Raw genomic sequence first — 22,117 nt, forward strand, 5'->3', positions numbered from 1 at the left:
AGGTTTTTATCTCATTTTTAATGTGATCAGGCATACAATAGCCAGCATTACTCCGATGATGATCATTCTGTTCACGATCTTACTCTCATGGAAACCTCCTTTCTGATAATGGTGGTGTAATGGTGACATTCTAAAAAATCTGTTATTCTGAGCATATTCCAGCCCGTATTTTCTTTTTCTGTATTTGAAAACCAATACCTGTAACATGACCGATACGTTTTCAATCAGGAAGATTCCGCATAATACCGGAATCAAAAGTTCTTTTCTCAGGATAATTGCTAAAACGGCGATTACTCCTCCGAGCATTAAACTTCCGGTATCACCCATAAAAACCTGGGCAGGATAGGTATTGTACCAGAAGAATCCTATTACAGCTCCCACCATAGCGACTGCAAAAATGGTGGTTTCACCCATATTCGGGAGGAACATGATATTAAGATAGTCTGCAAAAATAATGTTCCCGGAAAGGTAGGCGAACAGGGCGAGGGTAAGCAGTATAATAGCACTGGTTCCAGCCGCAAGGCCATCAATTCCATCTGTAATATTGGCTCCGTTGGACACCGCTGTAACGATGAAAATAACGATAGGGATAAAAACAATCCATGCCCACTCATGGGCATCTTTATCATTCATCCAAAATAGAATTCCGCTATAATCAAACTCGTTGTTCTTAGCAAACGGTACGGTAGAAACGGTAATTTTTTCTGTAGGCATGAAATTCTGTTCTACATTGTTTCTATTGACCACTTTTGCATCCGCATATTTTCTTTTAACCGTAATGTCCGGATGGAAATACATTGTAACTCCGACAATTAGCCCCAAACCAACCTGGCCTACAATTTTGAATTTTCCGCTCAGACCATCTTTGTTTTTCTTTACTTTCTTTAAATAATCATCTACGAAACCTATGGCACCCATCCACAACATGGAAACGAGCAGCAGAACGATATACACATTGGTGATCCTTGTGAAAAGCAGCACCGGAATGATGGTCGCGATGATGATAATCAATCCTCCCATCGTAGGTGTTCCTTCTTTCTGCTTTTGTCCGTCTAATCCCAGGTCACGTACCAATTCGCCCATTTGTTTTGCTCTCAGGTAATTGATGATCCTTTTACCGTAGACCAAAGCAATGACCAAAGAAAACAGCACTGCTATTCCTGCCCGGAAAGAGATGTATTTCAGCATTCCTAATCCCGGGATATGGATTCCCTGACTGGTTAGATATTCGTATAGATAGTATAGCATGTTCTTTTTTAATTTAAAAATTTAATTTATTTAAAGATTTAAAGATGGGGTTTCTCCATATTTTCACTTAAATACTTAATAAAGTTTGAAATATTAGAAGAAACTTCTCGTGAAAGATTAATGATTTCCTCAGCTTTATTTTCTTCTCCCAGTTTTAATCTTTTACTTACAATCATCATACTTCTAACTTCGGCACAACTGCCTTTTGCAATTTTTAAATATTTAATAAATTGTCTGTTATTATTATATTCCGAGCCTTCTGCAATATTGTTGGATATTGAAAATCCGGCTCTTTTTATTTGATTATTAAATTCAAATTCCCGTTCTAAATTTTCACTCTGGAGAAATTGATACACTTTTTCAATTAAATCTAAACTCTTGATGTAAACAGGGAAATTTTCAAAATTTTTGGTCATCATCAAATTTTTAAATCTTTAAATGAATTGAATCTTTTAATCTTTTTTTATTTACTCATTAACTTCCAAAGTTCGTTGATCGTTTCTTTGTCGTCAAAATGGTGTTTTACGCCATTGATGTCCTGATAGTTTTCGTGGCCTTTTCCGGCTACCAAAACAATATCTTTTGGTTCTGCAAACTTAATTGCCATTTTTATCGCTTCTTTTCTGTCCGGAATTGAAGTGTATTTGCTGAAGTTTTGAGGTTCAACGCCTGCTTCAATTTCTTTGATGATCTGTGCAGGATCTTCAGTTCTCGGATTGTCTGATGTGATGATTGCCAGGGTTGATTTTTTTGTGGCAATATTTCCCATTTCAGGTCTTTTGGAGTGATCCCTGTCGCCTCCGCATCCGAAAACGGTGATCAGTCTTTCATTTTTTGTTCTGATATCGTTGATGCTGTCCAGAATATTTTCCAAAGCATCCGGAGTGTGTGCATAATCTACGATGAAGAAAATTCCGCCATCTGATTTGAAGGTCTCAAATCTTCCGGAGACTCTTTTTAATTTACTGATGGCCTGCAAAATTTCATCCTGCTCAAAATCAAGTTCCGTTGCAATACCGAAAACCAGTAATAAATTATACACATTGAATTTTCCTGTCAGTGTTGTCCAGAATTCTTTGCCATTGAAGTTGAGTAGCATTCCGTTGAAATCTATTTCTAGAGATTTTCCGTGGTAATCTGCCATTGTTTTCAGGGCGTAAGACTTTTTCTTTGCTTTTGTATTCTGAAGCATCACCATTCCGTTTTTGTCATCCACATTGGTGATGGCAATAGCGGTATCTTCAAGTCCGTCAAAAAACCTTTTTTTGGTTTTCAGATACTCATCAAAGGTTTTATGATAATCAAGGTGGTCGTGGGTTAGGTTTGTAAATCCTGCTATTTTGAAATGCAGACCTTCGATCCTGTTTTGTGCAATTCCATGAGAACTCACTTCCATGAAGGCGAATTCACAACCTTTTTCAACCGCCTGTGCTAAAATTTTATTGATGGTAATAACATCCGGAGTGGTATGAGTAGCGGGAATGATTTCGTCCGCAATTCTGATTTCAACCGTGGAAAGCAGGGCCGAATCATATCCCAGATTTTTGAAAACATCAAAAAGAAGGGTAGATACAGACGTTTTCCCGTTTGTTCCGGTAACTCCGATTAATTTAAGCTTTTGAGAAGGATTTCCATAAAAGTTGGATGCCAGATGACCTAATGCTTTAGATGAATCTTTCACCTTGATGTAGGTTACGTTTTCATCCATAGTTTCAGGGAATTCTTCGCACACTACAGCTTTTGCACCTTTTTCAACAGATGATGCAATGTATGAATGTCCGTCTGCAACGGTTCCTCTCACGGCTACATAGAGTGAGTTTTCCGTAATCTTTCTGCTGTCGAAAACCAATTCTGAAATGTCACGGGCATCGTTGCCGTGAATTTCTAACACTGGGATTCTTTTTAATAATTCTGTTATTATCATTTTTTATCAATAGGATTTTATCCTATTCTTTGTTAAGTCGTCCATTTAGGACTCTGGTTTCTTATTTTAATTCTGCAGAGACAAATAAATTCTCTGATTCCTGCTGATCACGGTGCCTTCCAATGGGAACTGCTCTTTGATCCTTCCAACTCCTTTGAAGTCTACGCGGTAGCCTAAGTTTTCCAATTGAGGAATTACATTTTTACCGATAAGTCCTACTACGTTGGGCATCTGCTTATTATTAACTGCTACTTTAACGTTGGGCTCTACCATTTTGCTGAGGTTCACCTTTCTGTCTACGAGCATTTCTTTTTCTATGTTCTGAGGTGTTTTGAGGAATGTTTTTCCTGCAATTTCCTTAAATACCGGTGCTGAAACGGATCCTCCATAAAAACCTTTTGCTGTATTGGGTTCGCTGATCATTACATAACATGTATATTTTGGATGATCTGCGGGATAAAAGCCTGCAAATGAAGCCCGGTATTTCATGGGCCCCGGAAGCCAGTATTCAAATCTGGCGGTTCCTGTTTTCCCTGCCATTTTCAGGTTGGGTGTAAAAATGCTTCGTCCGGTTCCTTTTTCTACAGCTTTTGTCAGGGCGCTGGTCATCATTTTGATGGCTTTTTCGGATGCCATTTTGTTGACCATTACTTCCGGTTTTGCACTGTACATTACCTTTCCGTCTTTCATGATTTTATCAATGAAGAGAGGTTTAAGCATTTTACCGCCATTAGCAACTCCGTTGTAGAAGGTTGTTAATTGCAGAAGGTTGATGTTTGAGGAATATCCGTACGAGATTGAGGCTAGTGTTGCGGCATTCCATCTCTTATGTTGTGGAGTTAAGATCTTCGGTTTTGTGATTCCCGGAAGTTCTATGTCCATTTTATCGAATAATTTCCATCTTTTCAGGTGGTCGAGAAATATCTGTGGTTTTTCTGCGTAATACTTTGTGATCAGTTTGGCAGTTCCCACGTTGCTGGATTTTGCTAGAACATCACTTATATCGTATGTTCCTCCGCCGTGGCCGTCAGAAATTCTCTGTTTTGCATAGACCCAGACGCCATTTCCTACGTTTACGGTTGTATTTTCATCTATGAAACCATCGTCCATTGCTGCTAAAAGAGAAATCGTTTTAAAGGTAGAACCGGGTTCGATATTATCTTTTAATGCATAGTTGTAAGAATCTTCATAATCTCCAGATTCTGTTCTTCTTAGATTAACCAGAGCTTTTACTTTTCCGGTTTCCGTTTCCATAACGATTACAGTTCCATGTTTTGCTTCGAAAGTAACGAGCTGTTTCTCTAATGCGGAGTGTGCAATGTCCTGAATTCTAAGGTCTAAGGTGGTGTAAACATCTTCGCCGTCTACAGGTTCTTTTACTTTCCAGTAATCAATAGGTTTCCATTGAGATGAATTGATTCTCTGTTCCAGCCTTTTACCGTCTGTTCCGGTAAGGTACTTAGAGAAAGCGCCTTCCAGTCCGGCTTTTACTTCTCCGTTATCAACGCCAATGGTTCCTGCTCCGATTTCTGAAGTGGCAAGTTCTCTTTTATAGTTTCGGTCTACAATAAATCCTCCTTTGTTTTTCCCTTTTTTAAAGATGGGGAAGTTTCTGATTCTGTCGTACTGATCGAAATCAAGACCTTTTACCAAAGTATAGTATTGGTTTTTCTTTTTCTTCTGCTCATCAAACTTCTGTCTGAATTCTCCTCTGGATTTTCCGAACATTTTGCTTAAAGAATCTGTCAGCGCACCGATATTGTTGCTGTAGATGGTATCTTTCATTGTTTTAAAATCAAGATAGATATCATACCGCATTACAGTTGTGGCCAGAATAGATCCGTCTGAAGCGAAGAGGTTTCCGCGGGCAGCTTTCAGAGTGGCTTCGCGATAGTTTTTATTGATGTAATCGTCTTTAATTTCCTGAACATTAGTGTTTTGCAGGATTACGATCCTTGCAAGAAACATCACAAATACGCACAGAGCTCCCACTGCGAACAGGTAGCCCCATCTTAACGTTTTTTTACGTTTGTTATCGTACTCATTTTGTTTTTGCATCTGTACTGTCTAGTTTTATTAGCAGTTTATGAGGATGGTTTTCCAGGGTCATCAATGAATCCCTGGCTACTTCTTTCCCCAACTCCGATTCCATTTTCACTTTGATCAGCTTACTTTGAGCGTAAGCGTTTCTCGATTTATATTCTTCTGTTTCTTCTTTTAAAGCATTGACAATTTTTATTTTTTTGTTGACGAGGTGATTGCTGTAAATCATCGCCATCATCAGAATGAACAACAGTAAAAAATACTTGTAATGAGTTTTGATCTCATCACGGTTCAGAAAGTTTCCCTTTATAATATCTATAAAAGTGAGTTTTTTCTGAGGGCGATTTGTTGTTCTTTTTGCCAAAATTTTATGTCAATTTGTTTATAGTGAATTGGCTTTGCTTGTCAATGGTCAATTTTTTATGAACCTTCATTCATTTTTCACAATTGACAGTTCACCATCCACTTTTACACCTTTATTCCTGTTCTCATTTTTGCGCTTCGTGCCCTGGAGTTTTCTTCAATTTCCTTATCGTCCGGAATGATGGCTTTACTCTTTAGCAATTCAAATACCTTTTTATAGTTTCCGTAGATATCTCTTTGCTGCTCACCTTCAAACATTCCGTTTTTAAGAAATCTTTTTACCAATCTGTCTTCTAATGAATGGTAAGAGATCACAACCAGTCTTCCTTCCGGTTTCAATATATTCAAAGCCTGAACAAGCATTTCTTTTAATGCTTCAAGCTCCTGGTTCACTTCTATTCTTATCGCCTGAAAAAGTTGGGCGTAGAATTTATTCACTTTGTGAGGCGGAAGGTAGCTGAAAAGCTTCTTAAGATCCTCGGTTGTAGTGATGGTTTTTGTTTTTCTGTGATGAACAATATCTCTTGCCAGCTTTCTTGCTTCTCTTAATTCTCCGTAGTGGTAAAAGATATCGGCAAGTTCAGTTTCCTCATATTCATTGATCACTCTTTTGGCATCAAGATTCTGCATTACGTTCATCCTCATATCCAAAGGAGCATTGTTTCTGGTAGAGAATCCTCTTTCTGCTTCATCAAACTGATGGGACGAAACCCCAAGATCAGCCAATACACCATCTACCTGAGGAATACCATACATCAGCATAGAATTTTCCAAAAACCTGAAATTCTGATTGACGAGGGTAAATCTGGGATCATCAATTGTATTTTTAAGAGCATCCAGGTCCTGGTCAAAACTAAAAAGTTTTCCTTTTTCTGAAAGTCTGCTCAGGATTTCTCTTGAGTGGCCTCCTCCTCCAAAAGTGCAATCCACGTATATTCCGTCAGGATTCGTCACCAAATCATCAACGCTCTGCTTCAATAAAACGGGGTTGTGGTACATACTTAATTGTGTTTTTTACCTTGCCTTTTACAGCAAGCGCGGTTTATTCTTCATCGAAAGCGCCCATCACATCTTCGGCCAGGCTCGCAAAATCGGCTTCATTGGTAGAGATCACCTTTTCATAGGCTTCTTTATCCCAAATTTCAAAAAGCTCTCCTGCGCTGGTAATTACGGTGTCTTTCTGAAGGTTTGCAAAATGAACCAGATCTTTTGAGATCTGAAGTCTTCCTGCATTGTCCAGTTCCACAGTTTTTACCCCTGCCGTAAACATTCGAATGAAATCAGCATTCTTTTTAATGAATCTGTTTAGCTTATTAATTTTGCCCATCAGCTTGTCCCATGCATTCATGGGGTAGACTTCCAGGCAAGGTTGGAACACAGATCTCTTGACTACAAACGCCTTATCGTCGAAGTTTTCCATCTGGTTGATCAGGGAGGAGGGAACTTTTAACCGGCCTTTGTCGTCAATTTTACACTCATATGTTCCAATGAAATTTTTCATTTGGGACAAATTTATATAATAATTTCCAAAATTTCCCACTTTTTCCCACTTTTTGACTTAATGTTAATAAGTTTTATTAAAGATTCAATTTCAGAGGGGTAAGTGTTTGATATGTTGGGTGTTGTAAAAACTATTATTCAGGCCATAATAAAGGGGTTTTGAAAAAAGTCAATAAAAAGGGGAATATTATATTATTTTTACTTTAAATTAGGGTAATCAAAATATTTTTGAGGTTTAATTTGTATTTTTGCAGAGCTTTATTAAGGCATTTTATGATATTTAGTACAAAAAAAGAAAAGAAATATACTTTTGTAGAGGCGGGAGAAGGACATCCATTGGTGCTGTTGCACGGTTTAATGGGTGGTTTGAGTAATTTCGATAAGATGGTAGATTTTTTTTCGGAGAAGGGGTTCAAAGTATACGTTCCTCAATTACCTATCTACGATCTGCCGGTACTCAATACTAATCTTACCACGCTTGCAAAATATATTATCAAGTTTATAGAGAGTCATACTTCCGGACCTGTAACTATTGTAGGAAACTCAATGGGAGGACATGTAGGACTGATTCTGACTCTGGCAAGACCGGATTTGGTAAAGAATCTTGTGTTAACAGGAAGTTCCGGATTATATGAAAGAACTTTCGGAGACAGTTTTCCCAGAAAAAACGACCGTTCCTATATAAGAAAGAAAACTGAAGAAGTTTTCTACGATCCGGCTATTGCTACAGAAGATCTTGTAGACGAGGTTTTTTCTGTAGTGAATGACAGAATGAAAGGAATTAAAACGGTAATGCTGGCCAGAAGTGCCATTAAACACAATATGCTGAATGATCTTCCCAAGATTATGACTCCAACCTGTCTGATCTGGGGAAAACAGGATAATGTAACGCCTCCTGAGGTGGCAGAAGACATGCATAAATTTATTCCCAACTCAGATCTCTTCTGGATTGAGAAATGCGGGCATGCCGCAATGATGGAAAAACCGGATGAATTTAATGAAATTCTCTACAGCTGGTTAAAAGATAAAGTTTAAAACAAATAAAAAACAACCATTAAGAGCTTTTCTTAATGGTTTGTTTTTCTAAAAAATATTCGAAAGATGGTTATTAAAACAGCAAATTTTGTAAAGAGTAGCGGAAAATGGCAGGAATGCCCTGAACCTACGATGCCTGAATATGCTTTTATCGGAAGGTCCAATGTGGGGAAATCATCCCTGATCAATGCGATGATGAATCATAAAGATCTGGCAAAAACCTCCGGAACTCCGGGAAAAACACAGCTGATCAATCATTTTTTAGTGAATGAAGACTGGTATCTTACCGATTTACCGGGGTACGGATATGCAAAAGTTTCAAAGTCTATACGAAAGGATTTTGAGAAACTGATCACCAATTATATTTTAAACAGAAGAAATCTGGTGAATCTTTTTGTTTTGGTAGATTCCCGACACAGCCCGCAAAAGATAGATTTGGAATTTATCCAATGGTGTGGGGAAAGCGGAATTCCTTTTTCGATTGTTTTCACTAAAGCAGATAAGCTGAAACCTAATGTAGCCATTCAAAATATAGAAAATTATAAAAATGAGCTGCATAAAACGTGGGATGATCTTCCTGAACTGTATCTAACTTCTGCGGAAAAGAAAACAGGAGGTGATGAGATCCTGAATTTTATCCAAAAAACAAACGATTTTTTGAAAAATAATAAGGTAAACTTTGATGAGTAATATAATCTGGAAAATTAAAACCTTTGATGAGTTTACGGTTCCTGAATTGTATGCCATCCTGAAAGCCCGTATTGATGTTTTTGTGATTGAACAAAACTGTCCTTATCCCGATCTGGATAATAACGATCAGAAGGGAATTCATATCTGGGCGGAAGAAAACGGAGAGATCCTTGCCTACTGCCGTGTTTTTGATAAAGGAATTAAGTATGATGAAACCTCCTTTGGAAGGGTTCTTACCACAGAACAGGCAAGAGGTAAAAATCTGGGAAAACAGCTTATCAGATATGCTGTAGAAACCATAGAAAACCGTTTTCATACTTCAGAAATCAAAATTTCAGCACAGGATTATCTGCTAAGGTTTTATTCTGAATTTGGATTTATAGATACCGGAAAAAAATATTTAGAAGATGATATTCCCCATACGGAAATGATCAGAAAATAAAAAAGCGAAGACAGATCTTCGCTTTTTTTATGGTGAGTGGTTTTAGTTTTTTTTGATCAGTTACAGCCAGAGCAATAGGATCTGTCTACATATTGTTTGCTGCTTCCTGCATAATAATAACAGCCTCCTCTTGAACCTACATAGAGCTGGTTTCCATTATAAGTGCAACTTTTATTATTAGAGGAGTAAAAAGACCGTGGCTTTTTAGACCCCGAGCTTTTGTTGCTCTTCTTTGTTTTTTTCTTCTGCTTTTTGGGCGATAATTCTGTTTTGGAAGGCGAACTGTTTTCTGTTGCTATAAGGCTTGCGGGAAAAAGCAGGCCTGCTGCTAAAAGAGTTGTGAATAGGAGTTTTTTCATGGGATTAAAGTTTTCATGGTTATTAGTTTTATAAGCGGTTATATTTTAAATCAAACTTATTTTGTGACATGAAGATGAAAACAAAAAAATCAATGAATGCAATAAAAGCAGGGATAAAAGTCCAGCAGAAAATCAGATAAAATACGCCCATAACAGTTTGTCCCAAATAAAAACGGTGTATACCGATCCCTCCCAGGAAAAAAGAGAGTATAGCTGCCGTATTTTTTTCTTTTCGGCTTTTTTTCACGGCAGTAACATTTTGTGTCTGAGAAGATTTCAGTTTAATGATTTCATCCGTAGACATGGCTGTCAAGCGGGCTATATAGTTAACGATATTAACAATATGATCATTCGCATGGGTGACCTCATGAGGCTCGTTGAAAGTTCCCATCTTTCTTCTTATTTCTATCGTAATTTCGGTTTTGTTTTCTGATGTTGAATTGAGATTAATATCAATATAAACACCTAAACTGAGAAACTCATAAGATTCGTAGGTATATTGGTTGAAAATTTCATTTGAGCTATGGAGCCTGTACTTGGAGTTCATAAGCGTAATGTTTTTTACACTTTCTTTTACCCGGTCCATAGGGAAGTCGACATTTAATGTCTTTTTGGGGTTTGGGATTGCAAATACGGCCATATTAATAATTATCTAGTGTTTTAATAAGCTGTTCTTTGAAATTGTATATTTCATCAAGATTATTCAGAAGTACCTTTTCTCCTGCATCTTTTCCGTTGTGGAAGGTTTCGATATATTTATTGGCAGTGTTAAAATGAAATCTGCAGAGCGGTTTTCTGTTGTTGTCATCAAGAAGAACCCCAAAGTAAGATAGGGTATCTCTATAGGCAATCCTGTCGGAAGGAACTTTTTCTCTTAAAATGGCTTTTGCGATCTGGAAGGCTTCAAGCTCTTCTTCCGTAGTCACAATTTTAGAGTCATTATTTTCGTCAATAGGATTTGTTTTTACAGCTTCTTCCTGTTTTTCAATCTGTTCATTAATGCTTAATGCAGACTTTAGCCTGAAGCTTATGGATTCGTTGATTGAAAGGGTCAAAGCTTTTTTCGTATACTCTTTAAAAGAGACCATTCTGCTTGCGGTCATAGGTTTTTCGAAGAATCTTCCAACCAAAAGTTTTACCATTTCATCGGACGGATTTTCTATTTCCTTTTCAAATTCTTTTCTGATGGCCTTTATATATTTTAATGCTTCTGCAGAATCCAGGATGCTTTCCAGGTTGTAATCGCTTTTTGTAAAACTTTCCAATATTTTGATAGAGCTGTCTTTCAGATCTTCAATATTGATGGTGAAGAAAGGCTTTTCATCCATAATATTGGGTTTCTCCAGGTCGGTATAAAAATTGTAAACGATTCCGTTCGTCAGGATTCCAAATCTGGATTTCGAAACATGATAATATCTGTGAAGTTGCGAATTGTGGGCATCTGCACTTTCTTTCCAATGTTTACATTCAATAATTAAAATAGGATCATCATTCTTTCGGATCAAATAGTCTACCTTTTCTCCCTTTTTCGTTCCGATGTCACAAGTATGCTCGGGAATTACTTCTGTGGGGTTAAAAATGTCATAGCCTAAAATTTGTATGAATGGCATTACAAAGGCATTTTTTGTGGCTTCTTCAGTATTGATCTGATCTTTCAGTCCCACGACTTTCTGATGCAGCTGTTCTAATTTTAGTTTAAGATCCATAGTTTTGGTTATGTTTTAATTTCTGATTCAAAAGTATCCCTAGAAAAAAGGTTTTCCTTACGGATTCCCGTAAAACAAAAAACCTTTCAAACAATTCGAAAGGTTTACATGATATTTTAAAACAGAATTAAATAATTCCGAGATCTTTGCAGAAAGCCACCAACTGTTCGTTGCTGGATACTTCCAGGTCTTCTTTCAGGCTGCTCAGCTTCTTTTCTACACTGCTCAGGCTATAAGGTTTAATATCTTTTTCCTGAAGGTGTAAAGGAATGTTTTTTTGTAAAATGCCTTTGGAAAGCAAAGAGACCAAGACAATGTCATAGTTAGAAAATTCATAACTATTCAGTCTTTTAACATCCTTTTTCAAATCAAGAGATAAATAATTTTCATTGATGAAAACAGAAGCAATTGATTTCTTTAATTCTTTGGAGTCGTTTCTTGCTTTACGCACATAACCGTTGATTTTTAACTTATTAAACAGAGAATCAATAATTCCTGATTTATGTTCTGCAGAAAAGACAATTACTTTTAAGGAAGGCTGTAGCTCCTTCACCTGCTGTATTAAATCTCTGCCGTCTTTAAGCTTTTGCTGTCGATGATCTTCTTCATAGTAAAGGTCTGTGATCAGCAGGTCATAAGGAGCTTCCTCCCGGATGGCTTTTTGAATCTTGGCTAATGCATCATCACAATAATATACGTAATCAACATTGGGAATGTTGAGCTCTTCTAATGTCTTCTGGATAGAGATGCTGACGCTTTCGTGGTCTTCGGCTATTAAAATTTTTTTGAACATTCTTTTGGGGCTTTTAAGAAATAGGAAAAGAAATATAAATTTTCAGTCCCGTTTCAGATTTATTGTCAAAAGTAATTTCTCCATGGATAGCTGCAATACGGGTTCCCGTATTTGTAAGTCCGTTCTTATAGATCATATCTCCGGGAATACCTATTCCGTTGTCGGTGTATTGGATTTTAACAAGATGATCAGTTCGTTCAAATTTTAAAATAACCCGGGATGCCTGGCTGTGCTTTTTCATATTCACCATCAGCTCCCTAACGATATGATGTACTTCATCGAAAACAAACGGAGAAATACCACTCCAAATTTCTGCTTCGTTTCCTACAGTATAGGTTTCTGTACCTTCGTGCTTAAAAGAAGCAATTAGACCAGATATTTTGTCTTTGTACTCTTTTTTATCATTTCCGGACTCCGGTTTTTCATAGGAAATATCTCTGGATTTTTCATAGACGAATTCCAGTTCATCAAGTGCTGTTTCCTTATCAAAATCTTCCTGATTTTCTATTTTGGTCATTACCTGGTAAATACCGTTGGCTACAACATCATGAACTCTTTTGGAAAGTCTTAGCTGATCATTTTTGATCTTTATTTCGTTTTCCTGTTTCAATGTTGTTTGTCTTTTTCGATACCAAATAATAACCATGAAAGCCAAAATTAAAGCGACCAAAAGAATTAAAATATTAATTCCTTTCTGTGAATTATCTGCTTTTAATTTCTGATTGTCAGCATTTTTTTTCTCTACATCGTATCTAATAGCAGCGAATTGATTTTTTGCTTTAGTTCGGGAGACCTGTACACTGTCGTTAAGAGCCTGAAACTTTTCAAAATATTGTAAATAGTGTCCCGGATTAAGATTTATTATTTTTTGCAGTGCCTGTAACTGATCTTCGATGCTATTGTTTTTTTCTGCAGTGTTCAGCATTTTATTGGCAAAGAACAGTGCTTTCTTTTTATCAGAATAGAAAAAATAATTAGCTAAAGCGGAATAGCTGGAATTCTCGTCTCTCCCATTTCTTTCCCGTATTTCCAAAGCTTTGTAAAATTCAGGAAGAGGATTGTAATTCTGATTATCATAATGTTTTGCCCGGGCCATGTTATTGATGAACATAGCATAATTTAAACTGTCTTTGGTTTGTAGCGCAAGATTAATATTTTTTTGAGCTTCCTTATATTTTTTTAATGTTATCAATGCCGAACCCAGATTGTTGTAATACATATATCTGTTTTCTTCGTTATTAGAGTATTGAAGAGCTTTTTTGTAGTAATTAATAGATGCCTCAAAACTATAGAGATAAGACGAACAGATTGCCATATTGTTGAAATTGGAAGCAAGGATCAGTCTGCTTATACTGTCTGATTTTTTTTCCAGACAGCGATTGGCTTCCAGAGAAGTTTCTATACTCCCATAATAATCCCCTTTACTCTCCTGAATAATTGCCATATTAACTAATGACCTGGCAGCTTCTATAGAATCATTACCTTCGAAATAGGCATTTTTGGCTAGATTAAAATAATAGAATGAAGAGCCGGTGGTATCTACCTTTGCTTTGTCAAAATACGCTTTTGCAACGGCTATTTTTTCTGCCTTTTTATCATTACACGAAAAAAGTAGAACAGATAAAATGATGAAAAAAAATTTTTTCATGGAGATTGGTTTTTTTCATACAAAATAAAAAAAAAGAACAGATTATACAATCTGCCCTTTTTAAAATTAATAATTCCGATTATGGTTGAGGAGAAGGAGGTGTTTGGCCGGTATTTCCTCCGGTATTTCCTCCGTTTCCATGTCCGTTCCCATTTCCACCCCCGTCTTCCAGATTGGTCTGTTGAACGATTGTCTGAGGTTGAGGGTTATTATCTGTTGTCGTGTTTGCATTGTTATTTGAAAATGCTAATCCCAGTAGCATCAATATTAATTCTAACATTGGTTTAAAAATTTAAAAAATTGGCACTGGTGTTCTTCCCTGCGAAACAGATCGCAAGCAGTGTACACGGATAAAAATTTCGAAGCGCTTCTTAAATTTTTGGGAAGTAAACCTTCAAAAACGGAGAAGAAACATCTGCTTCCCAACCCGGAGTTTTCCTCCGTTTTATCAGGTGATTTTTGAAATCAGTTTTGTATTTTTGTTTTTGTAATGTTTTGTTTATCACTGATTTCTGAAGCAAAGGTGCGACAGATGTTGACGCATGTGTTAGACAAAGCATGGACACCGATGGACAGAAAAATGGACAGGAATTCCATTGCGGAAACCCGTAATGCGACATAGTCGAAAATCACCTATTTTGTAATTGCCGTTAAAAACTAACTATGTCCAAGAAAAAATTATTAATTCAGGAGGTGTTTGAAAAAGGTAAACGTGAGTCTGGAAAGGAAACGAAAAGTGCTGTAGCCGTTTATTTATGGTCTTATTTTGATGACCATTTTTCACCGAGTATTTCAGATAAAACATTTATCCGATATCACGATGCATTTATTCGTGACGATAGAGAAATCAATATAGACAGTGATACACTCAATAAAATGAGCCAATATCTGGGTTATAAAGATTTTCCGGACTTTTCCGGAACCTTTATTAAGAAGGATGAAGCGACTGACAAAACAACCGTTAAAATAAGTGTAGATAGGGATGAGGAAACGCTAAGTGAAAAGCTCTCTAATATTATCATCAATATTACCAACGAGCAGCACTTTAAAATGCCCGATTTTCTAAAACAAAATGGATTGGGAATTATGGAAATAGCTTTCCTTGCATGTCTTGTCACCGGAAATGTTGTTTTCTCTAATAATAAGAAAGTAGCTGATGGATTTTCTTCTCCATTAGGCTTTGTCTCCAATATGGAATCGGGTGCGGACAAAAAATATATGTATTGGAATGGGGAAAGGTATATTGCTACAGACAGCAGCTTCATAAGACCAGGGCTTGAAATAAAGGCAATGAATGTACATCAATGGCGAAACTTCAGAAAGGTGATGAGAAAGGACACCCTTACGGATGTAAATGCCCTTGGAAGAACCTGGTATTCGAAATATAATAATGAGGTGGAGTTTTTTACAGATGACGGTACAGACCCGGATAACGGAAGAGAATTGAGGAAATCCACTTCGCTTATTATCTACAAGTACGCTGGCAAACAGAAAGATTCAATAGGTGCTGAGGAATAATTTTGCACAAAAAAAAGCGAACATCTAACAGACATTCGCTTTTATTCTATGCTTCATTCAGCATGCCGAGCTCTCCAAAATATTTTTTAAACTTCTGAATCTTCGGGCCTACTACGGCGCTGCAGTAGGGCTGTGTAGGGTTTTCATTATAGTAACCCTGGTGATATTGTTCAGCGGGCCAGAATTTCTCAAGTTGTGTGATTTCGGTTACGTATTTTCCGGGCCATTTTCCTGATGCTTCAGATTTTTTAAGAGCTTCTTCAGCATTATGCTTTTCTGCTTCGTCTTTGTAATAAATTACGGAGCGGTATTGGGTGCCGATATCATTGCCTTGTCTGTTCAGCTGGGTTGGGTCGTGAAGGAAGAAAAAAACGTCCATCAGCTGTTCATAAGAGATGATGGACGGATCAAACGTGATCTGCACCACTTCGGCATGTCCGGTTTCTCCGGTACATACTTCCTGATAAGTAGGATTATCTTTATGACCACCGGAATATCCTGATATGGCGGAATGTACTCCTTTAAGCATATTGAAACAGCTCTCCACACACCAGAAGCATCCGCCTCCGAAAGTGATCTGCTCTAAATTATTATTATCCATTGTTTTTTGATTATTGTATTAGCGGCTTTTACGGTTCAATAATGATATAAAATCAGTAAAAAGCCAGTCAAAAGTATGAAAAACTTTTTCATTTCGGGTTAGAAATCCTATGATTTAAAACAGAATTGATATGCTGTTTTTCTGATTGTTGAGAAATATTATAGTCTGATTTAACCACAGATTTTCACAGATGATTACGTTAATGAGAAAGTTATTATAAAGAGGACATAAACATAATGCTGGAAAGAGGTAATGCGCAAACATCTGTGAAAATCTGTGTCATCCGTGGTAATATAAAATCATATAAACAGGATAAATGTAAAAGTGCATGGCAACCAAATGCTTCTGGCTAATTAAACAGCATAAAATAAGCATCATCCAATTTTATCGAAGATAAAATCCTAGCGCCTTAAAAAAATTCGAATCATAAAAAAACTAACGCCTTTGCGATAAACAAAAAGATATTAAAACTTTTCTACAATATAAATTTTAACATCAAAGAGAAACCAATCCACACCTACAACCCGGTTCAAACAAAAAAGCACCCCAAAGGATGCTTTATTTATATTTTAAAAAGAATTTTTCAGTTATTTCTCCCAAACTAAGGCGCTTGCTCCAAGAATAGCAGCATCAGCTTCGTCCAGTTCACTGAAAACCAGTTTTACTTTATTTCTAAAGATAGGAAGAAGATTTCTTTCCATATGTAGCTTTGCAGGCTTCAATATAAAGTCTCCCGCCTTGATAACGCCTCCAAATAAAAGAATGGCTTCAGGGGAGGAAAACATTACAAAATTGGCCAAAGCTTCACCCAGTTTCTGTCCGGTATATCTGAATACCTCGATAGCAATTGGATCTTCTTTCAACGCACATTCGTGTACCGTTTTTGAGTTGATGGCTTCTTCCGGATATTGATTAAGCATAGATTCAGGAAACTCGGCTCTCATTTTTTTGGCGGTAATGGCAATTCCTGTAGCAGAAGCATAAGCCTCAAGACTTCCTTCAGATCCTGTACTCCAGTGTTTTCTTCCGCCCGGTTTTACAATGGTGTGTCCCAGTTCTCCAGCGAATCCGTCATGCCCGTAAATGAGGCTTCCGTTAGAAATAATTCCGCTGCCTACGCCTGTTCCCAAAGTGATCATGATGAAATCTTTCATCCCTCTTGCTGCTCCGAAAAGCATTTCTCCAAGAGCTGCTGCATTGGCATCATTGGTAATGGTACACGGCAGGTTGAATTTAGCCTTCATCAAATCGCTGAAAGGGACTAATCCCTTCCATGGAAGATTGGGAGCCTGCTCTATAGTTCCTTTATAATAGTTGGCATTAGGGGCACCTACACCGATTCCGTCAAAGTTCTGTTCCGTCCCGTGTCTGTCGATCAGGGGTTTTAGCTTCTCGTATAGGGCATCGATAAAGTCTTCCACTCTTTCGTACTCATCTGTTCTGAGGCTCCCTTTTTCCAGAACTTCACCGCGGTGGTTTACTACTCCGAACTTGGTATTCGTTCCGCCGATATCAATTCCGAGAGCAACTTGTTTTGATAAATCTATTAATGACATTTCTATTTATAAATTCTAAAGGGTTAAAATTATAAAAAAGATTGTATTAATAGATTATTAACAAAACTTTTATTTAAAAAACTTTTAAGCTGTTTTTGCGGGTTTCTTTTTTCTTCTTCCCCACCAGATCATGAATCCTGTTACAGGAAGTGATGCACAGATGAGACTGACTATAAAAGCAATGATTTTTGTAGGAAGTCCTAAAATGGCTCCCACGTGGATATCATAATTGGCATTCACGGCTTTTTCACCAAAGTTCTTGTCCTTAGGATCATGCGTATGAAGAAGCTCCCCGGAATTCTCGTCAAAGATCAGGCTGCTGCTTTTGTGGTAAGAATAGGAAAGGTGTTTTACATACACTTCAAAATTCGGGTGCTCATGATCATCCATATGCTCATGGCCAAGATCGATGGCGAATCCGAATGCGTCTGGGTATTTTTGAATCACTGTATTAATGACTTTGTCAAGCGTTCCTTCTGTTCTCAGTTCTATCGGAGCTTTTGTTTTGATATGGGAAAAATCCGGATATTTTGTTTCCCCACCGGAAAATATCACATAGATCATGGCCTGCACCACAAAGTAAGCATAAAATAAACCTGTGATCGTAAAAACCAAAGCAAAGATGGATGCATAGAAGCCCAGCACGTTGTGCAGGTCATAATTTTTTCTTTTCCAGCTTTTTACATTTTTCCACTTGAAAGAGAAACGCTGTTTTCTTGCCGCCTTGTTTTTAGGCCACCATAGCACAATTCCGGTAATGAGCATGATCAGGAAAATAATAACCGGTATTCCTACAACATAAGGACCCCAGTCCTGCTTCAACAGGAAGCTCCAGTGAATCATTTTTACGATGTTGAAAAAACCGTTCTTTTCATCATAAACCCTTAGAACCTTTCCTGTGTAAGGATTTACATAGGCCGCTTTATAAACCGGAAGCTCTTCAAAGTAATTCCAGGCTTTCGTATTGTGTTCATACCAGTAAAATACGTACGATCTCTTTTTATCAATCGGAACGTTTACCCAATGAACCGGATATTTTTCTTTTACCTGCTCCACAACAGTTTTTTCCATCAGCCGGATAGGAAGAACTTTTTTCTGTTCTATATTCTGCTCATTGTGAAAGATCACATCTTTTCGGGTAAGATTTTCTATTTCGTCCTTAAAAACATAGAGTGCTCCCGTAATGGAAATGATAAAGATCAATGACCCAATCCCCAGACCAAACCACAGGTGCAGCTTGGCAGACCATTTTTTGAAGAAGCCCGGTTTGTTTTTATGATGATGTTTTTTCTTCATATCTCAGTTCAAAGTACCGCAAAGATAGGATTTACTTTTTATTTAGTTTAATTAAAATTTATATTCAAGCATCAGGGTTCCTCTTGCTCCTAATGAATTGACGAATTCACTGTCTCGCGCAGACCACCATGCAATAGCCGGCTGGTACATTTTGTTGAATACATTCTCAACTCCTAATGATACTCTCCAGTTTTTATTGACTTCGTAGCTTGATTTGAAATTAAAAACAGTGTATTCAGGGACGTAACCTTCTCCGTATACAAACATTCCTGTTTTTACATTGGGCTGGAATCTGTCCTGCTGGAAGGCATGCAGCATATCAAGACCGATAGATAACGTAGGAATCGGTTTAAACTGAACATAGGCCAGCACTTTAGGTGCAGAAATTCTGCTGTTGTTGATTTTTGCTGAATAATCTCCGTCATCTTTTAGAGAAGTAATGCCTTCCATCCAGCTGTAGCTTCCTCCGAAATTAACCCATTTTGCAGGAGTAATATGCAGGAATCCTTCAACTCCGTAAACAATTTCCGGTGATCTTTGTATGGTTAATGCTCTGTCCGGGCTCTGTACAAAAGAAGCACCGAGTTTTGAGGTACTTACATAAGAAGTGATCTCATAATTCACCCATTTGGAAATCTGTCCTGTTGCTCCGAATTCATAGTTGTTGACAATGATGGGTTTTGTTTCAAGATTCTGGATGGTTCCCTGCGTTGAGGTTCTCAGGATTCTTCCCAGCTCGTTGATAGAGTAGGACTGGGAAAAGCTACCGAACAGATTGATGAAAGGTTCAATATTATAACGCAGTCCTAAATTGGCTACTAATGCATTGTATTTTAGCTCTCCTCCGGTAACGAAAATACTGGTAGTAAACGTTCCGTCGCTTTTAATAGATGAAAGGGTATTGAAATCTCCGACTTTTACCTTCATGTTTTCATATCGAAGCCCTCCTTTGATCGTTAATTTTTTTAATAAATCAATTTTTACCAATAGGAAAGGCGCCAGGTTGGTCATATTCATATCGGGAGTCCAGTAACGGCCGTCTTCCAGTTTCTGAACGGTCTGGTCGTTCAGAATATCCATTCCGTACATCACTTCGGCCTGTGAATTTTGAGCATTCCAAAGCTTAGTATCAAAGTTGATTCTGGCACCATATTTTTTGGAAATCACATTAGACTGTCCTCCTCCGTAGAAAGTATCGCTGTAACCGTATACCGTTTTGAAATCCTGCATATAAGCATTGAAATTCAACGAAGTGGTTCCCCAGAAAAGGTTCTGGTTGTCATAGTTGATTCTGATATTGTGATTTTTCGGAGTTCCCTGAGGCGTTGTTTCAAGGTTTTTTCCCACTCCTTCTCCGATGGTAGGTTTTATGCCGTATTTTCCTGTTTTTAGTCCTAAGCTGAGGTCAGATCTGGATGAGTATCCGATGTAAGAAGCTTCAATTCTTTGATCTTTGTCAATGGTGTAGCCTACTTTTAGCATTCCGTTGTAATTGTCCATTTTTGCGGTGCTGTAAGTAGGGGTAAGGCTTACTCCGTCTGCATCTTTTATGTAGCCTGTTCTTTCGTAAGCAAGGGAGAAAACATAATCAAATCTGTTGATTTTTCCGGATAGAAGCTGGCTGGCTCTTACCCCCAGAGTTCCGCCATACGGCTGTCCTGTAAAGCCCACCTGAGAAATCCCGGAAATCTTTTTATCTGATTTGTTTGTTCTGGTAATATAATTGATAATTCCTCCATCAGCTCCGTTTCCGTAGATGGAAGATGCTCCTTTGATGACTTCAATTCTTTCAATAACGGATGGATCAATACTTCTGATATCTCTTGCTCCGTTTCTTAGCGGGGTAGACTGTGGAATTCCGTCAATTAAGACAAGAACCTGTCTTCCTCTTAACGTTTGCCCCGAATTGGAAGTTTGTCCTGTATTGGTTCCTAAACTGGGAACGGTATACTGAAGAATACTGGTGATATCGGAATTCACAGTCAGCTGAGACTGGATCTGCTTCTCTGCAACAACAGTTATTGAGCTTGGTATTTCTTTGATGCTTTCTTTTTTTCTGGAAGCAGTCATCACTACTTCATCCACATTATTGGTTTGGATGCTGTCTTTAACCTGTGCAAAAACGGCTGCCGATCCCAGGCATGCTGCTGATATAAGAGCTTTTTTCATTATATTTTCTTTCCTTGTTTTTTTTGTTTTCCCCACCATACCAAAAATCCTGTGACAGGAAGAGAGGTACAGATGAGCCCGGTAATGAACCAGAGAATTTTTCCGAACAGTCCGAAATAGGAACCTGTATGGATATCGTAATTGGCATTGGCATATTTTTCCGCATTGCTCAGTTTCTGATGAGGTTTTTCTGCCAATAATTTTCCTGAGTATTTGTCAAATATCAGGGTGTTCCTTTCGCTGAAACGCCCTTCTTCACCGTATATGGTGACCGGGATATTTTTCAGCTCCTTGCCTTTTTTATTTTTCCCGCTGAGTGGGATTCTGAAGCTTGAAGATGTAGGATATAATTTTTGGGTTTCCCGGACCGTAAGATCATAGATGGATGGATTTTTAGCGATTAAAGAGTCCGGGGATTTCATGTCTTTTTCTTTCGGAAGCTCCAGAGAACCGGAAAGGGTAAGGTTGAAGGTATTTTTTACATACGGATACGCAAAATAGATTCCTGTAACGCTCATCAGCAAAGCCAGAAATGAGGCATAAAAGCCAAGTACGTTGTGAAGATCGTAGTTTTTACGTTTCCAGGTTTTTACATTTTCCCAGCTGAACCAGAAGCGTCCTTTTCTTGCTTTTTTGTTTTTTGGCCACCACAAAACAATTCCTGTGATGAGCATGAAGATAAACAGGACCGTAGGAATTCCCACCACATATTTTCCCCACTCGGAATTCAGAAGAAGACTCCAGTGAATGTATTTTAAGATGTTGAAGAAACTGTATTTTTCGTTGTAAACAGCCAAGACTTTTCCCGTATACTGATCTACATACACGAGTTTATTGATCTTGACTTCTTCAAAGTAATTCCAGCCTTTTTTGTTCTTTTCGTAGTATGAAAAACGGTAAGACCTGTTTTTATCCAGTGAGATTTCTACTGCATTTAGCGGATACTTTTCATTGAGTTCCAAATTGACTTTTTCCTTCAGTACAGCGATAGAAAGAGGAGATGTAGCTGTTTTCTCTACATACATCGCTTCTTTCCGGAGGCTGTTCTGTATTTCGTCTTTAAAAACATACAGAGTTCCGGTAAGCGAAACGATAAAAACAATGATACCAACGGACAAACCAAACCACAAATGCAGCTTGGCAGACCATTTTTTTGTAAATGAAATTTTCTTCTTTGGGTGATGTTTCTTCTTCATAGCAAAAAGTTAACCTCCAAAGAGGCTAAC

22 protein-coding genes are annotated in these 22,117 nt (G+C 37.7%); 4 read left to right on the top strand and 18 right to left on the bottom strand.

Going from position 1 to position 22,117, the window contains the following annotated elements:
* Window positions 1–6: 6 nt before the first annotated feature.
* The 7 genes from mraY to mraZ all read right to left on the bottom strand — a co-directional run bounded on the left by mraY (window position 7) and on the right by mraZ (window position 7,079).
* Window positions 7–1,248, bottom strand: a complete 1,242-nt coding sequence (mraY, locus tag ACM46_RS04030) for a phospho-N-acetylmuramoyl-pentapeptide-transferase (RefSeq protein ID WP_048505296.1) — start codon at window positions 1,246–1,248, stop codon at window positions 7–9.
* Between the two features lie 38 nt (window positions 1,249–1,286).
* Window positions 1,287–1,667 (bottom strand): four helix bundle protein, encoded by a 381-nt coding sequence (locus ACM46_RS04035; protein ID WP_241485964.1) that lies wholly within the window; start codon window positions 1,665–1,667, stop codon window positions 1,287–1,289.
* Window positions 1,668–1,711: 44 nt separating this feature from the next.
* Entirely contained in the window at window positions 1,712–3,172 is a 1,461-nt protein-coding gene (locus ACM46_RS04040; protein ID WP_048505298.1) for a UDP-N-acetylmuramoyl-L-alanyl-D-glutamate--2,6-diaminopimelate ligase, read from the bottom strand.
* 66 nt (window positions 3,173–3,238) lie between these two features.
* Window positions 3,239–5,230 (bottom strand): penicillin-binding transpeptidase domain-containing protein, encoded by a 1,992-nt coding sequence (locus ACM46_RS04045; RefSeq protein ID WP_048505299.1) that lies wholly within the window; start codon window positions 5,228–5,230, stop codon window positions 3,239–3,241.
* Window positions 5,214–5,579, bottom strand: a complete 366-nt coding sequence (locus ACM46_RS04050; RefSeq protein ID WP_048505300.1) for an FtsL-like putative cell division protein — start codon at window positions 5,577–5,579, stop codon at window positions 5,214–5,216. Before ACM46_RS04050 ends, ACM46_RS04045 begins: the two co-directional genes overlap by 17 nt.
* A gap of 104 nt (window positions 5,580–5,683) precedes the next feature.
* Complete coding sequence (gene rsmH, locus ACM46_RS04055; RefSeq protein ID WP_048505301.1) at window positions 5,684–6,577, bottom strand: 16S rRNA (cytosine(1402)-N(4))-methyltransferase RsmH; 894 nt, start codon at window positions 6,575–6,577, stop codon at window positions 5,684–5,686.
* Window positions 6,578–6,620: 43 nt separating this feature from the next.
* Complete coding sequence (mraZ, locus tag ACM46_RS04060; RefSeq protein WP_048505302.1) at window positions 6,621–7,079, bottom strand: division/cell wall cluster transcriptional repressor MraZ; 459 nt, start codon at window positions 7,077–7,079, stop codon at window positions 6,621–6,623.
* Between the two features lie 272 nt (window positions 7,080–7,351).
* Here mraZ and ACM46_RS04065 point away from each other — a divergent pair, with 272 nt between their 5' ends.
* The 3 genes from ACM46_RS04065 (at window position 7,352) to ACM46_RS04075 (ending at window position 9,245) form a co-directional block, all read left to right on the top strand.
* A complete protein-coding gene (locus ACM46_RS04065; RefSeq protein WP_048505303.1) occupies window positions 7,352–8,113 on the top strand; it encodes an alpha/beta fold hydrolase in 762 nt (253 codons plus the stop codon).
* Between the two features lie 66 nt (window positions 8,114–8,179).
* Complete coding sequence (gene yihA / locus ACM46_RS04070; protein ID WP_048505304.1) at window positions 8,180–8,803, top strand: ribosome biogenesis GTP-binding protein YihA/YsxC; 624 nt, start codon at window positions 8,180–8,182, stop codon at window positions 8,801–8,803.
* On the top strand, window positions 8,796–9,245 hold the full coding sequence (locus ACM46_RS04075) for a GNAT family N-acetyltransferase (RefSeq protein ID WP_048505305.1): 450 nt from the start codon (window positions 8,796–8,798) through the stop codon (window positions 9,243–9,245). The genes yihA and ACM46_RS04075 overlap by 8 nt, the downstream gene beginning before the upstream one ends.
* A 56-nt stretch (window positions 9,246–9,301) precedes the next feature.
* Here ACM46_RS04075 and ACM46_RS04080 read toward each other — a convergent pair whose 3' ends face one another.
* The 6 genes from ACM46_RS04080 to ACM46_RS04105 form a co-directional block, all read right to left on the bottom strand.
* Window positions 9,302–9,604, bottom strand: coding sequence for a hypothetical protein (locus tag ACM46_RS04080; RefSeq protein ID WP_048505306.1), 303 nt, complete (start codon window positions 9,602–9,604; stop codon window positions 9,302–9,304).
* Between the two features lie 28 nt (window positions 9,605–9,632).
* Window positions 9,633–10,151, bottom strand: coding sequence for a TM2 domain-containing protein (locus ACM46_RS23615; RefSeq protein WP_241485965.1), 519 nt, complete (start codon window positions 10,149–10,151; stop codon window positions 9,633–9,635).
* Window positions 10,152–10,245: 94 nt separating this feature from the next.
* Window positions 10,246–11,310 (bottom strand): type I restriction endonuclease, encoded by a 1,065-nt coding sequence (locus ACM46_RS04090; RefSeq protein WP_048505307.1) that lies wholly within the window; start codon window positions 11,308–11,310, stop codon window positions 10,246–10,248.
* Window positions 11,311–11,437: 127 nt separating this feature from the next.
* Complete coding sequence (locus ACM46_RS04095) at window positions 11,438–12,103, bottom strand: response regulator (protein WP_048505308.1); 666 nt, start codon at window positions 12,101–12,103, stop codon at window positions 11,438–11,440.
* 13 nt (window positions 12,104–12,116) lie between these two features.
* On the bottom strand, window positions 12,117–13,751 hold the full coding sequence (locus ACM46_RS04100; RefSeq protein WP_048505309.1) for a tetratricopeptide repeat-containing sensor histidine kinase: 1,635 nt from the start codon (window positions 13,749–13,751) through the stop codon (window positions 12,117–12,119).
* Window positions 13,752–13,830: 79 nt separating this feature from the next.
* A complete protein-coding gene (locus tag ACM46_RS04105) occupies window positions 13,831–14,031 on the bottom strand; it encodes a hypothetical protein (RefSeq protein WP_131707541.1) in 201 nt (66 codons plus the stop codon).
* A gap of 383 nt (window positions 14,032–14,414) precedes the next feature.
* On the opposite strand from ACM46_RS04105, the gene ACM46_RS04110 reads away from it, so the two are divergent.
* Complete coding sequence (locus tag ACM46_RS04110; protein WP_048505311.1) at window positions 14,415–15,269, top strand: hypothetical protein; 855 nt, start codon at window positions 14,415–14,417, stop codon at window positions 15,267–15,269.
* Window positions 15,270–15,315: 46 nt separating this feature from the next.
* On the opposite strand, the gene msrA is transcribed toward ACM46_RS04110, so the two are convergent.
* From msrA to ACM46_RS04135, 5 genes are all read right to left on the bottom strand, one after another.
* Entirely contained in the window at window positions 15,316–15,870 is a 555-nt protein-coding gene (msrA, locus tag ACM46_RS04115) for a peptide-methionine (S)-S-oxide reductase MsrA (protein ID WP_048505312.1), read from the bottom strand.
* A 587-nt stretch (window positions 15,871–16,457) separates the two neighbouring features.
* Entirely contained in the window at window positions 16,458–17,426 is a 969-nt protein-coding gene (locus tag ACM46_RS04120) for an ROK family protein (protein ID WP_048505313.1), read from the bottom strand.
* Between the two features lie 84 nt (window positions 17,427–17,510).
* The gene (locus ACM46_RS04125; RefSeq protein ID WP_048505314.1) at window positions 17,511–18,722 is read right to left on the bottom strand and encodes a PepSY-associated TM helix domain-containing protein; all 1,212 of its coding nucleotides are present in this window, start codon (window positions 18,720–18,722) and stop codon (window positions 17,511–17,513) included.
* Between the two features lie 51 nt (window positions 18,723–18,773).
* A complete protein-coding gene (locus ACM46_RS04130; protein WP_048505602.1) occupies window positions 18,774–20,891 on the bottom strand; it encodes a TonB-dependent receptor in 2,118 nt (705 codons plus the stop codon).
* A complete protein-coding gene (locus ACM46_RS04135) occupies window positions 20,891–22,087 on the bottom strand; it encodes a PepSY-associated TM helix domain-containing protein (protein ID WP_048505315.1) in 1,197 nt (398 codons plus the stop codon). The genes ACM46_RS04130 and ACM46_RS04135 overlap by 1 nt, the downstream gene beginning before the upstream one ends.
* Between the last annotated feature and the right edge of the window lie 30 nt (window positions 22,088–22,117).

This window comes from Chryseobacterium angstadtii (assembly GCF_001045465.1).
Classification (GTDB): domain Bacteria; phylum Bacteroidota; class Bacteroidia; order Flavobacteriales; family Weeksellaceae; genus Chryseobacterium; species Chryseobacterium angstadtii.

Excerpts from the sequence above, each read along its gene's own strand:
- mraY (WP_048505296.1), bottom strand. The coding sequence starts at position 1,248 with ATGCTATACTATCTATACGAATATCTAACCAGTCAGGGAATCCATATC.
- ACM46_RS04090 (WP_048505307.1), bottom strand. The coding sequence starts at position 11,310 with ATGGATCTTAAACTAAAATTAGAACAGCTGCATCAGAAAGTCGTGGGA.
- ACM46_RS04080 (WP_048505306.1), bottom strand. The coding sequence starts at position 9,604 with ATGAAAAAACTCCTATTCACAACTCTTTTAGCAGCAGGCCTGCTTTTT.
- ACM46_RS04095 (WP_048505308.1), bottom strand. The coding sequence starts at position 12,103 with ATGTTCAAAAAAATTTTAATAGCCGAAGACCACGAAAGCGTCAGCATC.
- ACM46_RS04075 (WP_048505305.1), top strand. The coding sequence starts at position 8,796 with ATGAGTAATATAATCTGGAAAATTAAAACCTTTGATGAGTTTACGGTT.
- ACM46_RS04130 (WP_048505602.1), bottom strand. The coding sequence starts at position 20,891 with ATGAAAAAAGCTCTTATATCAGCAGCATGCCTGGGATCGGCAGCCGTT.
- ACM46_RS04120 (WP_048505313.1), bottom strand. The coding sequence starts at position 17,426 with ATGTCATTAATAGATTTATCAAAACAAGTTGCTCTCGGAATTGATATC.
- ACM46_RS04035 (WP_241485964.1), bottom strand. The coding sequence starts at position 1,667 with ATGATGACCAAAAATTTTGAAAATTTCCCTGTTTACATCAAGAGTTTA.
- ACM46_RS04105 (WP_131707541.1), bottom strand. The coding sequence starts at position 14,031 with ATGTTAGAATTAATATTGATGCTACTGGGATTAGCATTTTCAAATAAC.
- ACM46_RS04110 (WP_048505311.1), top strand. The coding sequence starts at position 14,415 with ATGTCCAAGAAAAAATTATTAATTCAGGAGGTGTTTGAAAAAGGTAAA.
- ACM46_RS04065 (WP_048505303.1), top strand. The coding sequence starts at position 7,352 with ATGATATTTAGTACAAAAAAAGAAAAGAAATATACTTTTGTAGAGGCG.
- mraZ (WP_048505302.1), bottom strand. The coding sequence starts at position 7,079 with ATGAAAAATTTCATTGGAACATATGAGTGTAAAATTGACGACAAAGGC.
- ACM46_RS04135 (WP_048505315.1), bottom strand. The coding sequence starts at position 22,087 with ATGAAGAAGAAACATCACCCAAAGAAGAAAATTTCATTTACAAAAAAA.
- msrA (WP_048505312.1), bottom strand. The coding sequence starts at position 15,870 with ATGGATAATAATAATTTAGAGCAGATCACTTTCGGAGGCGGATGCTTC.
- ACM46_RS04100 (WP_048505309.1), bottom strand. The coding sequence starts at position 13,751 with ATGAAAAAATTTTTTTTCATCATTTTATCTGTTCTACTTTTTTCGTGT.
- ACM46_RS04125 (WP_048505314.1), bottom strand. The coding sequence starts at position 18,722 with ATGAAGAAAAAACATCATCATAAAAACAAACCGGGCTTCTTCAAAAAA.
- rsmH (WP_048505301.1), bottom strand. The coding sequence starts at position 6,577 with ATGTACCACAACCCCGTTTTATTGAAGCAGAGCGTTGATGATTTGGTG.
- yihA (WP_048505304.1), top strand. The coding sequence starts at position 8,180 with ATGGTTATTAAAACAGCAAATTTTGTAAAGAGTAGCGGAAAATGGCAG.
- ACM46_RS04040 (WP_048505298.1), bottom strand. The coding sequence starts at position 3,172 with ATGATAATAACAGAATTATTAAAAAGAATCCCAGTGTTAGAAATTCAC.
- ACM46_RS23615 (WP_241485965.1), bottom strand. The coding sequence starts at position 10,151 with ATGAACTCCAAGTACAGGCTCCATAGCTCAAATGAAATTTTCAACCAA.
- ACM46_RS04045 (WP_048505299.1), bottom strand. The coding sequence starts at position 5,230 with ATGCAAAAACAAAATGAGTACGATAACAAACGTAAAAAAACGTTAAGA.